This is a genomic window from Sphingomonas sp., from assembly GCF_019242355.1.
Lineage (GTDB): Bacteria > Pseudomonadota > Alphaproteobacteria > Sphingomonadales > Sphingomonadaceae > Sphingomicrobium.
Window position 1 is genome coordinate 1 of record NZ_JAFAVR010000025.1, and the last position, 11,840, is coordinate 11,840.

At 67.2% G+C, this 11,840-nt stretch carries 15 protein-coding genes; 3 read left to right on the forward strand and 12 right to left on the reverse strand.

Annotation, left to right across the window (positions count from 1 at the left end):
* Positions 1-113: 113 nt before the first annotated feature.
* Both JOZ79_RS00955 and JOZ79_RS00960 read right to left on the reverse strand, forming a co-directional pair.
* Positions 114-701 carry a fasciclin domain-containing protein gene (locus tag JOZ79_RS00955; RefSeq protein ID WP_294069341.1) on the reverse strand — a complete coding sequence of 196 codons (588 nt, stop codon included), beginning with the start codon at positions 699-701 and terminating at the stop codon, positions 114-116.
* Between the two features lie 38 nt (positions 702-739).
* Positions 740-1,594 (reverse strand): hypothetical protein, encoded by an 855-nt coding sequence (locus tag JOZ79_RS00960; protein ID WP_294069343.1) that lies wholly within the window; start codon positions 1,592-1,594, stop codon positions 740-742.
* Between JOZ79_RS00960 and JOZ79_RS00965 the strand changes: the two genes are divergently transcribed.
* Positions 1,559-2,377: a hypothetical protein gene (locus JOZ79_RS00965; RefSeq protein ID WP_294069345.1), complete on the forward strand. Its 819-nt coding sequence runs from the start codon at positions 1,559-1,561 to the stop codon at positions 2,375-2,377. The genes JOZ79_RS00960 and JOZ79_RS00965 overlap by 36 nt on opposite strands.
* Here JOZ79_RS00965 and JOZ79_RS00970 read toward each other — a convergent pair.
* The 3 genes from JOZ79_RS00970 to JOZ79_RS00980 all read right to left on the reverse strand — a co-directional run bounded on the left by JOZ79_RS00970 (position 2,374) and on the right by JOZ79_RS00980 (position 4,844).
* Complete coding sequence (locus tag JOZ79_RS00970; protein WP_294069347.1) at positions 2,374-3,540, reverse strand: aminotransferase class V-fold PLP-dependent enzyme; 1,167 nt, start codon at positions 3,538-3,540, stop codon at positions 2,374-2,376. The two genes, JOZ79_RS00965 and JOZ79_RS00970, sit on opposite strands and share 4 nt — an antisense overlap.
* Positions 3,537-4,304 (reverse strand): tryptophan 2,3-dioxygenase, encoded by a 768-nt coding sequence (locus JOZ79_RS00975; protein ID WP_294069349.1) that lies wholly within the window; start codon positions 4,302-4,304, stop codon positions 3,537-3,539. The genes JOZ79_RS00970 and JOZ79_RS00975 overlap by 4 nt, the downstream gene beginning before the upstream one ends.
* A gap of 66 nt (positions 4,305-4,370) precedes the next feature.
* Complete coding sequence (locus JOZ79_RS00980) at positions 4,371-4,844, reverse strand: outer membrane protein assembly factor BamE (RefSeq protein WP_294069352.1); 474 nt, start codon at positions 4,842-4,844, stop codon at positions 4,371-4,373.
* A 148-nt stretch (positions 4,845-4,992) separates the two neighbouring features.
* Here JOZ79_RS00980 and JOZ79_RS00985 point away from each other — a divergent pair, with 148 nt between their 5' ends.
* Both JOZ79_RS00985 and JOZ79_RS00990 read left to right on the forward strand, forming a co-directional pair.
* The gene (locus JOZ79_RS00985; RefSeq protein WP_294069354.1) at positions 4,993-5,496 is read left to right on the forward strand and encodes a ubiquinol-cytochrome C chaperone family protein; all 504 of its coding nucleotides are present in this window, start codon (positions 4,993-4,995) and stop codon (positions 5,494-5,496) included.
* Positions 5,493-6,017: a DUF177 domain-containing protein gene (locus tag JOZ79_RS00990; RefSeq protein ID WP_294069356.1), complete on the forward strand. Its 525-nt coding sequence runs from the start codon at positions 5,493-5,495 to the stop codon at positions 6,015-6,017. Before JOZ79_RS00985 ends, JOZ79_RS00990 begins: the two co-directional genes overlap by 4 nt.
* On the opposite strand, the gene ssb is transcribed toward JOZ79_RS00990, so the two are convergent.
* From ssb to ribB, 7 genes are all read right to left on the reverse strand, one after another.
* Positions 6,014-6,526, reverse strand: coding sequence for a single-stranded DNA-binding protein (gene ssb / locus JOZ79_RS00995; protein WP_294069358.1), 513 nt, complete (start codon positions 6,524-6,526; stop codon positions 6,014-6,016). The two genes, JOZ79_RS00990 and ssb, sit on opposite strands and share 4 nt — an antisense overlap.
* Before the next feature lie 10 nt (positions 6,527-6,536).
* Positions 6,537-8,384 (reverse strand): ferrous iron transporter B, encoded by a 1,848-nt coding sequence (locus JOZ79_RS01000; protein ID WP_294069361.1) that lies wholly within the window; start codon positions 8,382-8,384, stop codon positions 6,537-6,539.
* Positions 8,385-8,651 carry a FeoA family protein gene (locus JOZ79_RS01005; protein WP_294069363.1) on the reverse strand — a complete coding sequence of 89 codons (267 nt, stop codon included), beginning with the start codon at positions 8,649-8,651 and terminating at the stop codon, positions 8,385-8,387.
* A gap of 69 nt (positions 8,652-8,720) precedes the next feature.
* The gene (locus JOZ79_RS01010; protein ID WP_294069365.1) at positions 8,721-9,374 is read right to left on the reverse strand and encodes a COQ9 family protein; all 654 of its coding nucleotides are present in this window, start codon (positions 9,372-9,374) and stop codon (positions 8,721-8,723) included.
* A 5-nt stretch (positions 9,375-9,379) separates the two neighbouring features.
* Positions 9,380-10,273: a DMT family transporter gene (locus JOZ79_RS01015; RefSeq protein WP_294069367.1), complete on the reverse strand. Its 894-nt coding sequence runs from the start codon at positions 10,271-10,273 to the stop codon at positions 9,380-9,382.
* A 33-nt stretch (positions 10,274-10,306) separates the two neighbouring features.
* On the reverse strand, positions 10,307-10,729 hold the full coding sequence (gene ribH / locus JOZ79_RS01020) for a 6,7-dimethyl-8-ribityllumazine synthase (RefSeq protein ID WP_294069370.1): 423 nt from the start codon (positions 10,727-10,729) through the stop codon (positions 10,307-10,309).
* A gap of 2 nt (positions 10,730-10,731) precedes the next feature.
* Positions 10,732-11,823, reverse strand: coding sequence for a 3,4-dihydroxy-2-butanone-4-phosphate synthase (gene ribB, locus JOZ79_RS01025; protein WP_294069372.1), 1,092 nt, complete (start codon positions 11,821-11,823; stop codon positions 10,732-10,734).
* Positions 11,824-11,840: the final 17 nt, after the last annotated feature.

Here is an 11,840-nt window from a genome sequence, read left to right on the forward strand (position 1 = left end):
GCTCAATCGTCGCCTTCATCGCCCGTTCGCCCCATCAGACACGCTGTCGGATCACTATAGCGAGCCTTCACGCGCGGTGAAGTGGCTGTTTGCGCCGATCGGGCGGGGCGTCCCTACTTTGCTGGCGTGCCCTGGCTCGTGGGCGCGGGCGGCATCAGCACGGCGTCGATCTGGTGCACGACGCCGTTCGAGAATTGCTGGTCCGCCTTAGTGATGTGAGCAGCGTTCCCTGAGCCGTCGGTCAGGGTGATCGCATCGCCCTCCTTCGACGCGGTCAGGGTCTGGCCGCTGACCGTCATGATGACCGCCTTGCCGTGCGCATTGTCGATGGTCTTGCCGATGTCGGCGGCAAGCACCGTGCCCGGCAGGATCAGGTAGGTGAGCATGCTCGTGATCTTGGCCCGTTGCTGCGGGTCGGCATTATTGCCGATGGTGCCCGGCGGCAGCTTGGCGAAGGCCGCGTCATCAGGAACGAGGACGGTATAGGGCCCCGGCCCGGCAAGCGTCTTGTCGATCCCGGCGGCCTTGGCCGCTGCCATGAACTGGCCGTTGGCCGGGAGGCCGGCCGCGATCGTCTGGCCGCCAGCAGCCTTCGTCGCCGCCGGGGTCTGGCCGCTGGCATCGTTGCCGCCGCCGCCCTGGCCGCACCCGCCGACAATGAGCGCGGCCCCGACGCCGAGCATGAGCGCTATCCTGTTCATCAAGCCTCCCTCGATTTCCCTGTTCGAACGCCCGCTCCTCAGGCGAGGAGCGATCTCACGACAGCAGTAACAAGCTGCGTCGTCGGGTCTACCTGGTAGATGTAGCCGTTGTTGTACCGGTACCAGGCGTTGGGCGTGTCATAATAGGTCGACCGATAGGCCATCGGCACGTTGTACATGCCATAGCCGGCCGGCAGCGGCTGCCCGACGGCAAGGCCGGGCGACAGCAGAGACGCAACGCCGGTGATCAGCTGGGAGCCCGGATCGACCTGGTAGATCGCGCCCGGCGCATAGCGATACTCATAGTCCGACGTGTCGTAGTAAAGGTTCCGGTACTGGCTCGGCACGTTGTAATAGCCATAGCCTGCGGGCAGCATCTGCCCCACGCCATAGCCGTAGGCATAAGTCGGGATCACGTCCTCGATCGCACCCGAAGCCGGGTCCAGCGAATAGACGTTGCCGTCGAGGTAGCGGTAGTTCGCGTATGGGGTGTCCGGATAGAAGCTGTCAAACCCGTACGAGGCCGGGACGTAGCTATTCATGTAGGCGGACGGGAACGTCATCCCGGGCACGAAACCGCCGGCGACCAGCGGCAGCAGCGAGTCGATGACGTCGTTGCTGCGATCGACCTGGTAGATATAGCCGTCGCCATAACGGTAATACCTGTCCGGCGTGTCCGGATAGAGATAGCGCAGCGAAGCCGGAAGCGCCGCGAGGCGGGCATAGGAGGGCGCGCGCGAGACCGGGACGCCAATCAGCTGCATGGCCTGAGCGGGAGCGATCATCTCGCGTCGGGCATAGGCTGCGTAGCGCGGTGCATAGTTGGCCACTAGCTGGCGCTGCGGCAGGCCGGCATATTGCGCGGCGCGCTGGCGCTGGAAACGCGCCGCCATTTGCGCCTGGGTCATGCGGTTTTCGGCCATGGCCTGGCGGTCGGCGAGCATCCGGTCGCGCGCCTGCATCTGGTTGGCGCGAGCCTGCTGCTGGTTGGCGCGAGCCTGCTGCTGACGCTGCCGGACCTCGGCCGTCCGCGCCTGCTGCTGTTGCTGCTGCTGGACGCGCTGCCGCTGCAGGGCTTGATGCTGCTGCATCATGGCCTGGCGCTGATTGCGCTGCTGGACCGCTTGACGCTGGACCATGGCTTGATGCTGGACCTTCGCCTGATGCTGCACCATCGCCTGGTGCTGGACCTTCGCCTGGTGCTGAACCATCGCCTCACGCTGGCGGTTGCGCTGCTGCGTCAAGCGGCCCTGCCGCTGGACCATGGCCTGCCGCTGTTCGTTGCGCTGGCGCTGAATCGACTGGCGCTGCGCCATGGCCTCGCGCTGGATGGCCTGACGTTGCATCGCCTGGCGCTGCATCGGCGCACGTTCCAGGCGGGGCGCCGCCTGCATCCGATACGCGGGCGCCCGCTCAGGGCGCTGCGCGGCAAAGGCGGGACCGTTGTTCGGCCGGCCACCGCCGCGATCGCCATGATCGCGGGGACCGGCAACGGCCGGAGCCGCAACGGCCAGCGCCGAAACGCCGGCAATGAGCATGACCTTCGTCATGGTGAAATCTCCTTCTTGCGCGAGCCAACGGTCCGCCGCGACTGTCGTTCCGTCGACAGTCGACGTGAAGCATCGGTCTATCGCACTCGCCTGAACGTCAGATTTCTTTGTTGTTCAGATAGTTAGAGAGTGCCCAGAAGATCGGCTAGGCGGTCGACATCAGCCCCATCCTGATAGATGCCGAAGCCGATTCGGAGGACATCGCCGCGGACGTCGGTGACGCAGCCGCGTGCGGCGAGGGCTTCCTGCCATTGCTTCGCGCGCGTGTCGCAAAAGGCTAGGAAGCGCGCGTGAGCCGGCTTGGCCCGATCGACGGGATTGAGGAGCTCGGCGTTGGCGAGCGGAGTTCGGCCGAGTTGCTCGAGCAGCTGCCTCTGCAGGGTCGCGACATGCTCGGAAATCCGGGCCGTCGTCAGGCCATTGTCCGCGAGCATGCGCTGGACGGCGTTGAAGCGGTAGAGCGCGGACGGATCGAACGTCGCGCCAAGGAAGCGGCGAGCGTCGGGCGCGTAGCCGATCTTGCCGGGTGGCAGGCTCAAATCCTCGAACTCCGCATACCAGCCGGTGATCGCTGGGCGAGGGCCGAATCCGGCCGGCGCGTGCATGAAGGCGCACCCCTCGCCCGCCATTGCATATTTGTAACCGCCGCCAAGGTAGAAAGCCGATGTTGCGGCCGGCGCGGTGAACGGGCGCTCAAGCGCCATGAAGGCGTGATAGCCGTCGATGACAACCCATGGACCGCGGGGCCGGGCAAGCGACGCCAGCCGTTCGATCTGATCGAAGATGCGGCCTGTCCCGAACATCACCTGGCTGACGAGGATCAGGTCGTGCTCGCCGGTCGCGGCGGCCTCGAACAACCGGTCAGCGAAGTCGTCCGACGGTTCGGTTTCGACCTGTTCGAGTTGGATATCGCCGCTTTCGACCCAGCGGGCGATCTGGCGCCGAGCGCTGTGGAACTCGCCGCTGGTCGTGAGCACGCGCAACGTTGCGCCGTTTCGGCGCGGCGCGGCGGCCCAAAGGCGGACCAGGAAGTCGTGGGTGTTGGACGCGAAAACGATGGCGTCGGGATTGCCGGTGCCGAGCTCGCGGGCGACATGGGCCTGGGCTTCTGGCCAGACCTCGCCCATCACCTTGTCCCACTTGGCGTCGGCGAGGCGGGCAGCGTCGGCCCAGGCCTCGAGCTGTCCGTCAAAGCTTGCGTCGGGCCAGAGATGATGGCTGTGCGCGGCGAAGTGGAGCCGGCACGGCGCGGCCGAGAGGCTTCGATCGAACAGCGCCTTGACGCTCAAAGAGCCGTCCTCAGCGCCCACAGCTCGGGGAAGATGCGCTTGTCGAGCGTCGAGCGGAGATAGGAGGCGCCGGCAGAGCCGCCGGTGCCCGCCCGGTTGCCGATGATCCGCTCGACGGTGAGGACGTGCTTGTGACGCCATGAGGCCAGAGCGTCGTCGAGATCGATAAGCTTTTCTGCCAATTGGTAGAGATCGAACCAGCGGTCGGCATCGCGGTAGACCTCGAGCCACGCGGCAGCGACTGAGTCCACCGAACGGTCGCCGAGGTCGAAGCCCGAGCGTTCAAGGGCCGCGTGAGAGGCGTCGCGGAGGCTCGGCTGCTGAAGCGCGAGATCGAGCCGGCGGCGCTCTTCGGTGCCAGCCTCATAATGATCGAGATAGGCCGCATCCTTGAGGCCGAGCCGATATTCAAGCTCTCGGAACTGGGCAGACTGGAAGCCGGACGAGGTACCGAGCACGTGACGGAAGGCCAGGTAATCGACCGGCGTCAGGGTCGAGAGCACCTCCCAGGACAAGGTCATCACCGACTGGATGCGGCTGACCCGGGCAAGCGCCTTGTAGGCCTCTGCGAAACTGTCCTCGCCAAGCAGCGGGATCGCGAGCGCGAGCTCGTGCAGCATCTGCTTCATCCACAGCTCCTTGGTCTGGTGGATGACGATGAACAGCATTTCGTCGTGAAGGTCGGACAAGGGCTGCTGCGCGGTGAGCAGCTGCTCGAGCTTCAGATAATCGGCATAGGTCATGCCAGCGGGCGTCGCGGTCATGGTTCCGCGATTAAAGGAAAGCGGCTCGCCTAGGAAGTTGGCCGAACGAGCCCAGCCGGGCGCCGGTCAGTGGCTTGGACCGCCCGAACCAGCGTTCCCCACGCCAGGCGCGCCGACCGCACCGATACCGCCAAAGATCTCGCTGAGGAGATCGTGCTTGCGGCCGAGCGTCGGCGTGCGGCGACTCGCCGGATCGATGTTGGCGACGAGGTTCTTGCCCGTGCGATCCACGGCCGCGACGTTGCCAGCCTGGTCGAAGCGAACGTGGAGCACGGTCTGGTCGGTGACGCGCGGACTGCGGAACGCGAAGGCCGATGTGTCGCGAGAGAGGTAATACCAGTCATTGGACGTGAATTGGCCGGCGAAGGTCGGTTGGCCCAGCGTCTTGGCGACCGAGTCCTTGTTGTCGATGCCGGGCTGGATCGCGCCAACCAGCTGCGGATCCAGGACCGCACCCTTGTGCGCCCGGACGCCTGCGCAGCCCGCAAGCAACGCCACGCCGGCGGCCGCGAGGGAGAATTTGAACAGCGCAAGCTTCATCGATTGAACCCTCTTCTGGACGCCCTGAGTGCTGAGCCCTGGACGGGGAAACCGCCGCCGCCCTTGCCTGCCGGCGCGTCCGCCTCAATATCCCGGCCTTCGGCGCAGGCGCAAGGCTTGCACCATCTTTCAAGGCCGACGGCACGCTATGCTCCGCTTCCTGTTCCCGCGATTAACGGATCGGCCGGCCCGCGGCGCGGACCTGTTCGCGGCGGTCACGCGCGAGGCGCGGCAGCCGCACTGGTATGCGGACGGCGGAGTGCCGGACACGCTTGACGGTCGATTCGCGGTGCTTGCGACGGTGACGGCGTTGGTCCTGGTGCGGCTTGAGAGCGGTGGCGAGCCGGGAGACGCGGCCGGCGTTGCACTAACCGAGCGGTTCGTCGCGGTTATGGAAGCCGAGCATCGCGAGCTCGGGCTCGGCGACCCGGGGCTGGGGCGGAAGGTGCGCAAGCTGGTGTCCGCGCTCGGCCGCCGAGTCGAATCATGGCGCGCGGCAGTGGCAATGGACGACTTCGCCGGCGCGGCGGTGGACAGCCTGGGGCTGGCAGGCACGGGGACCGCGTCGCACAATGTTCGTGCATTGCACGATCTGTGGGCGAGGCTGAAGGCGCTGGATGTCGCCGGACTTGCCGACGGGAGGCTTCGATGAGCGACGACTTCGCGCACCGGCTGCGGATCGAGCAAATCCGCGACGGCGATCGGGTCGACCTGGTGGCATCGGAGGCCGAGCGGCGGGCGGCGGCCGAGCGGCTGGGTATCGAGCGGATCGCGCGGCTGGAGGCCCATGCCGTGCTGTCCCGCAAGGGCCTGGCGGTCGAAGCGCACGGACGCGTGCTGGCCTCGCTGGAGCAAAGCTGCGTCGTGACGGGCGACCCGGTGCCGGCGCATGTCGACGAGCCGTTCGACCTGCTGTTCATGCCGGAGCCCGAGGTCGGGCGGTCAGAGGAAGAAGTCGAGCTCGGCTCCGCGGACTGCGACTTGGTCTTCCACGACGGCAGCACGATCGACCTCGGCGCAGCGATCGCCGATACGCTGGCGCTCAGCCTCGACCCCTATCCGAGAAGCGCGGGCGCGGAGGCCGCGCTGAAGGAGGCGGGAGTGATGAGCGAGGGTGAGGCCGGGCCGTTCGCCGCGCTGGCCGCTCTCCGCAAGGGCGGCGACACGACCTAGAAGGGGACGTCGTCGTCGAGGTCGCTGTCGAACGCCGCCGGCTGCGGACGCGATTGCGGGCGCGAGGACCCGCCGCCAGCGCCACCGCCACCACCGAACTCGTCATAGCCCGCGTTGAAGCCGCCACCGCCGCGGCCGGCGCCGGCGCCGCCACCTTCGTTGCGGTCGAGCAGCACCAGCGAACTGTTGAAGTTCCGAAGCACGACGTCGGTGGTGTAGCGGTCGTTGCCGGACTGGTCCTGCCACTTGCGGGTCTCAAGCTGGCCTTCGAGATAGACCTTGGAGCCCTTGCGCAAATAGTTCTTGGCGACTCGAGCGAGGCCTTCGGCGAAGATCGAGACGTTATGCCACTCGGTCTTTTCCTTGCGCTCTCCCGAGCTGCGGTCCTTCCAGTTCTCCGACGTCGCGACGCTGAAGCTCACGACTTCGCCGCCGTTCGCGAAGCTGCGCGACTCGGGGTCCTTGCCGAGGTTGCCGACGAGGATGACCTTGTTGACGCTGCCTGCCACCTTGCTCTCCCTACAATCCCGCTGCGACCGCAATCCAGTAGGTCGCTCCTGCCGCGAGATAGGCTAGCGCGAACAGGTAAGTCACCATGAAAAGCGGCCACTTCCAGCCGTTGGTCTCCCGCCGGGTGACGGCGATGGTGGAGATGCACTGCGGTGCGAACACGAACCAGGCGAGGAAGGCGAGCGCGGTCGGGAGCGGCCAGCCGTCGCGGAGCTTTCTCTCGAGATCTCTGGTGCCATTCGCCTCGTCGGGCGAATCGATCGAGTAGATGGTGGCGATCGAGCTGACCGCCACCTCGCGCGCGGCCATCGTCGGCAGAAGCGCCATGGCGATGTCGCGATTGAAGCCGATTGGCCTGACGACTGTTTCGATCGCGGCGCCGATATGGCCGGCGATGGAAACGTCGGTCTGCTTCCGGCCCGGCGCGGCCTGAGGCAGGCTGGCGAGTGCCCAAAGCACAATGGTGGTGCCGAGGATGATCGTGCCCGCGCGCTTCAGGAAGATCTGCGCGCGCGAGACCAGGCCGATAACGACGTCCTTAGCCGATGGGAGCTGGTATTTGGGAAGCTCCATCATGAAGCCGCCGCTGCTCCCCTTGAGGACTCCCCGACGCAGCACCAGGGCCGCGGCCAGCGCGCCGACAATGCCACACAGGTAAAGGCCGAACATGACGAGGCCCTGAAGGCCGACCCCGAACATCAGCCGGCGATCGGGGATGAAGGCGGCGATGATCAGGGTATAGACCGGCAGCCGCGCCGAGCAGGTCATCAGCGGCGCGACGAGGATGGTGGTCAGCCGGTCCTTCGGGTCCTCGATGGTGCGGGTCGCCATGATGCCCGGCACGGCGCAGGCGAAGCTCGACAGAAGCGGGATGAAGGCTCGGCCGGAAAGTCCGGCACCATGCATCAGCTTGTCCATCAGGAAGGCGGCGCGGACCATGTAGCCGGTGCCTTCGAGCAGCAGGATGAAGAAGAAGAGGATCAGGATCTGCGGAAGGAAGGTGATGACCGCCCCGACTCCGCCGATCGCGCCATCCACCACCATCGACCGCAGAAGGCCGGGCGGGAGCGCAGCGCTGACCGTGGCCGACAGCCAGGCGACCCCATTTGCGATCCAGGCGACCGGAGCAGCGCTCCAGGAGAAGACCGCCTGGAACATCACGAACATGACCGCGGCGAGAATGAGAGGCCCGGCGATCGGGTGCAGGAGAACAGCGTCGAGCCGGTGCGTCCAGCGGCGGACCGGCGTCTCGCTGACGACCGCGGCGCTGGCAATGTCACGAGCGCGACGCTGCAGGTTGAGGAGATCGTGCTTGACGGCGACATGGACGCCGCAGCGAGGCGCCGACAGCATGTCATCGAGCGCGGCGTGAAGCTCGGCGATGCCGCGGCGGCGCACGGCCACCGTCTCGATCACCGGCACTCCGAGCTCACGCGAGAGCGCTTCCTGGTCGAGCTCGAGCCCGTCGCGGCGGGCAAGGTCGACCATGTTGAGCGCGACGACGGTCGGCAGGCCGAGGTCGATCAGTTCGAGCGCGAAGCGGAGGTGGTTGTCGAGGTTGGAGGCGTCGAGGACGATCAGCAGGGCATCGGGCTGCCGCTCGCCTTGTTGCTTGCCCAGCAGGACATCCCGAGTGACGGCTTCGTCGGGGCTGACGGGATCGAGGCTGTAGGAGCCGGGGAGGTCGACGACCTCGACCGGTCGGCCGTCCTCGAGTGTCAGGCGCCCGGCCTTCCGCTCGACAGTGACGCCGGGATAGTTGCCGACCTTCTGTCGGGCGCCGGTGAGCGCGTTGAACAGCGCGCTCTTGCCGGCATTGGGGTTGCCGGCGATCGCAACGAGCGGGAGCGGGTTCACTTAGGCGAGCGGGAGGACGCGGACCGCGCGGGCGTGGCGGCGGCGGATCGCGACCGTCATCCGGCCGACCCGGACCGCGATGGGGTCGCGGCCGAATGGCCCAAGGTGCCGAGGCTCGATCGCGACGCCCTCGTCAAAGCCGAAATTACGGAGGCGACAGGCCTCGCCTTCGTCAAGCGCGCCCCAGTCGATCGACAGCACGCGCGCCCGCCGGCCAAGCTCCAGCTCGTCGAGAGGGACGGTCCCCGGATCGAAGGGCGCGTTCATTCTTGCGACTGATTATCATTAACGTCTTAAGATTTCCATACGGAAATGTGCGCATGGCTGTCCGTAATTTCAGCGAGGGGGATACCGCAGCCTCCCGAGAAAGCGGGCGGGGCTAAGGTGGCGCTCCGAAGAACCGCGCCAGCCCGCTTTCCATTTCTCGAAGCTCATCACATTGTCGATTCGCCGGTCGAGGAAGGCGGCGGTGTCGACCAGCCCTTCGCTCTGGTCGTCCAGCCAGACGAGCAGGGTCGAGCCGTAGACCGCGCCGAGCGTCATCCGCTTGGTGTAATGGTTGAAGTCCGTGCTGGTGTCGCCGGCGATGCGCCACATGACGTCCGGGGTGCGCCAGCCGATGCGGAGCGCGAGCGGCAAGTTCTGTGGCATCGCGAGGATCGCGAGCGCGCGTCGTACGGCCTCGCGGGCCGGAGCCATGATCTCGAGCCGACGCCAGATCAAGGCGCGGATCCTGTCACGGATCTTCAATCCGGCGAGCCGTTCCGGCGTGAACCAGGCGTCGAGCGCCCGGTCGACTTCCTGGATATAGAGATCGATCATCGCCGCCTGGCCCTTGGGCACGGCAAGCCGCGCCTGGAGCGGATCGATGCCGAGTTGCCGCGCGGCGCTGTCGACAGCAGCCTGCGACCAGCCATCGAATACGGCATTCTCGCCGACCGCGAGCGCAAGGCGGCGGCGCAGTTGCTCGAGAGGACTCGGATCGTCCATGCGGGTCAACTGGGCTGCTTGGCACGGGCACGCAAGCCCCGCTCCGGCAGGCGCACAATCACGAGGGCGGCGGCAATGGCCGCGGCGCCGACGAAATCGGCCACGGACAGCCGCTCGCGATAAGCGATCCAGCCGATGACCGCCGAGATGGCCGGCTGGGTGAGCAAGGCGAGGCCGACGATCATCGGCGGCAAGGTGCCGATCGAATAGACCAGAAGCCCCTGGCCGAGCACCTGGCTCGACAGCGCGAAGATGAGGACCGGCGTCCAGTCGTGCGGCCAGATGCGCTCGCCGGTTGCGCCGCTGATGATCAGCAAGGGCACGATCGCGAACAGGGTAACGAGCATGAGCAGTGGCATCGGCTGAAGCTCCGTCCGGGCGCGCTCGACGAAGATCAGGTAGCCTCCGTAAAGCAGCCCGGCCGCGAGGGTCAGCAGGTCGCCGCCGAGGTTCTTGGGCGAGAGTTCGTAGCTGCTGCTCATCAACAGCGCGGCTCCGCCGATGGCCAGCGCGAGCGCCGCGCTCTGCCGCGTGGTCGGCATCCGGTGGGCGAGCCACAAGCCATAGATGGCGAAGACGAAGCTGCCGCTGTTGCCGAACAGAGTCGCGTTGCCGAGCTTGGTCATTCGGATTCCGGCGTTCCAGCTGGCGAGATCGAGCGCATAGAAGATCGCGGCGACCAGGACCGTGACGAGCAGCGCCCGCTTCGGCCAGCGCGGCGGCTGGCCGGTGATCCTCCCGACGATCAGCAGGAAGGGCAGCGCCAGTGTCAGGCGCCAAACGCCCGCCGCCACCGGCCCGACGTCGGCAAGCCGGACCAGCCACGGGCCGAACGCCAACGCGACATTGCCGAGAAGAAGGGCCGGAAAGGCGAAGCGGTGAGGCTCGGGACTAGTCACGGGCCGCGCATAGCGGCGGAGCGACGCGATGCACTAGGGCGCGTATTTCTGCCGCACGTCGAACAACGCCAGCGCCGCCTGGGCCGCGCCACCGCCCTTGTCGCCTCGCCGGGGATCGGCGCGATAACGGGCCTGCTCCTCGTTCTCGACGGTGAGGATGCCGTTGCCGATCGCATAGCCCTGGAGGGTCAGGTCCATCAGGCCTCGCGCGCTTTCGTTGGCGACCGCCTCGAAATGATAGGTCTCGCCGCGGATGATCACCCCAAGCGCGACGAACGCGCAGAAACGGCCGCTCCGTGCTGCGAGGGCGATCGCCCCGGGAAGCTCGAGCGCTCCCGGCACCGTCAGCGTCTCATGCTTGTGGCCGGCCGCCTCGATCGCCGCGCGGGCGCCGGCGAGCAGCATGTCGTTGAGGTGCGGGTAGAAGCGCGCCTCGGCGATGAGGATGGTCGCCATGGTCAGTTCGCCTCCGGAATGCAGCGTTCCTCGACGATCGCGAGGCCGTAGCCGGCGAGCGCGACCGGAGAATGATGCGTGTTGGTAAGGAGGATCATGTCGCGCACGCCCAGCGCCGCGAGAATCTGGGCGCCGATGCCGTAGCCGCGCACCGCGTCGCCGGCCTCGGCAGGCTTGCCGGAGCGCTGGCCGATGGTGCGCGACAGCGAGCCCGCCGCGGCGGCGTGAAGGGCAACGAGGACTCCGGAGCCGTGGTCCTCGATCGCCTGCATCGCTCCGTGGAAGATCCCGGCCCGCGGACCTGCTTCGCCAAGGACGTCGGCGAACAGGTCGAGGCTGTGCATGCGGACGAGAACGGGCTCTTCAGGGTTGAGAGCGCCATAGACGAGGGCGAGCTGCTCTTCGCCGCTGGCCTTGTCGCGGAACACCTGGGCTTGCCACTTGGCGCCGCTGCGCGCGGCAAAGGGCGCGGAGGCGACGCGTTCGACGAGATGGTCCTTCTGCAGCCGGTAGGCGATGAGGTCGCGGATCGTGCCGATCTTGAGGCCGTGCGTGCGCGCGAAATCCATCAGCGCGTCGAGCCGCGCCATGGTGCCGTCATCGCTCATGATCTCGCAGATGACGGCGCTCGGGTTGAGGCCGGCGAGGCGGGAGATGTCGACCGCGGCCTCGGTGTGGCCGGCACGGACGAGGACTCCGCCGGGCCTCGCGACCAGCGGAAAGACGTGGCCCGGCGAGACGATCGCGTCGGGGCCATTGGCCGAATTGATCGCGACCGCAATGGTTCGGGCACGATCCGCCGCGCTAATGCCCGTCGAGATTCCCTCGCGCGCCTCGATCGAGACGGTGAAGGCGGTCTCGTTGCGGCTGCGATTGGTTCGGGTCATCGGCTCCAGCCCGAGCTGGTCGGAGCGCTCCTTGGTCAGCGACAGGCAGATGAGGCCGCGGCCGTGACGGGCCATGAAGTTGATGGCCTCGGGGGTGGCGAGATCGGCGGCCATGGTGAGGTCGCCCTCGTTCTCGCGGTCCTCGTCGTCGACCATGATGACCATGCGGCCGGCGCGGACCAGCACGCCGCCGGGCTTGGCGATCAGCGGGAAGACGTGGCCGG

What these genes read in the sequence shown, in the direction of transcription:
- JOZ79_RS01010 (WP_294069365.1), bottom strand. Translation starts at nt 9,374, where the DNA reads ATGGACGATCCGAGTCCTCTCGAGCAACTGCGCCGCCGCCTTGCGCTC.
- ribH (WP_294069370.1), bottom strand. Translation starts at nt 10,729, where the DNA reads ATGGCGACCATCCTCATCGCCGAGGCGCGCTTCTACCCGCACCTCAAC.
- JOZ79_RS00955 (WP_294069341.1), bottom strand. Translation starts at nt 701, where the DNA reads ATGAACAGGATAGCGCTCATGCTCGGCGTCGGGGCCGCGCTCATTGTC.
- JOZ79_RS00990 (WP_294069356.1), top strand. Translation starts at nt 5,493, where the DNA reads ATGAGCGACGACTTCGCGCACCGGCTGCGGATCGAGCAAATCCGCGAC.
- JOZ79_RS00975 (WP_294069349.1), bottom strand. Translation starts at nt 4,304, where the DNA reads ATGACCGCGACGCCCGCTGGCATGACCTATGCCGATTATCTGAAGCTC.
- JOZ79_RS00985 (WP_294069354.1), top strand. Translation starts at nt 4,993, where the DNA reads ATGCTCCGCTTCCTGTTCCCGCGATTAACGGATCGGCCGGCCCGCGGC.
- JOZ79_RS00960 (WP_294069343.1), bottom strand. Translation starts at nt 1,594, where the DNA reads ATGGCGGCGCGTTTCCAGCGCCAGCGCGCCGCGCAATATGCCGGCCTG.
- JOZ79_RS01005 (WP_294069363.1), bottom strand. Translation starts at nt 8,651, where the DNA reads ATGAACGCGCCCTTCGATCCGGGGACCGTCCCTCTCGACGAGCTGGAG.
- JOZ79_RS00980 (WP_294069352.1), bottom strand. Translation starts at nt 4,844, where the DNA reads ATGAAGCTTGCGCTGTTCAAATTCTCCCTCGCGGCCGCCGGCGTGGCG.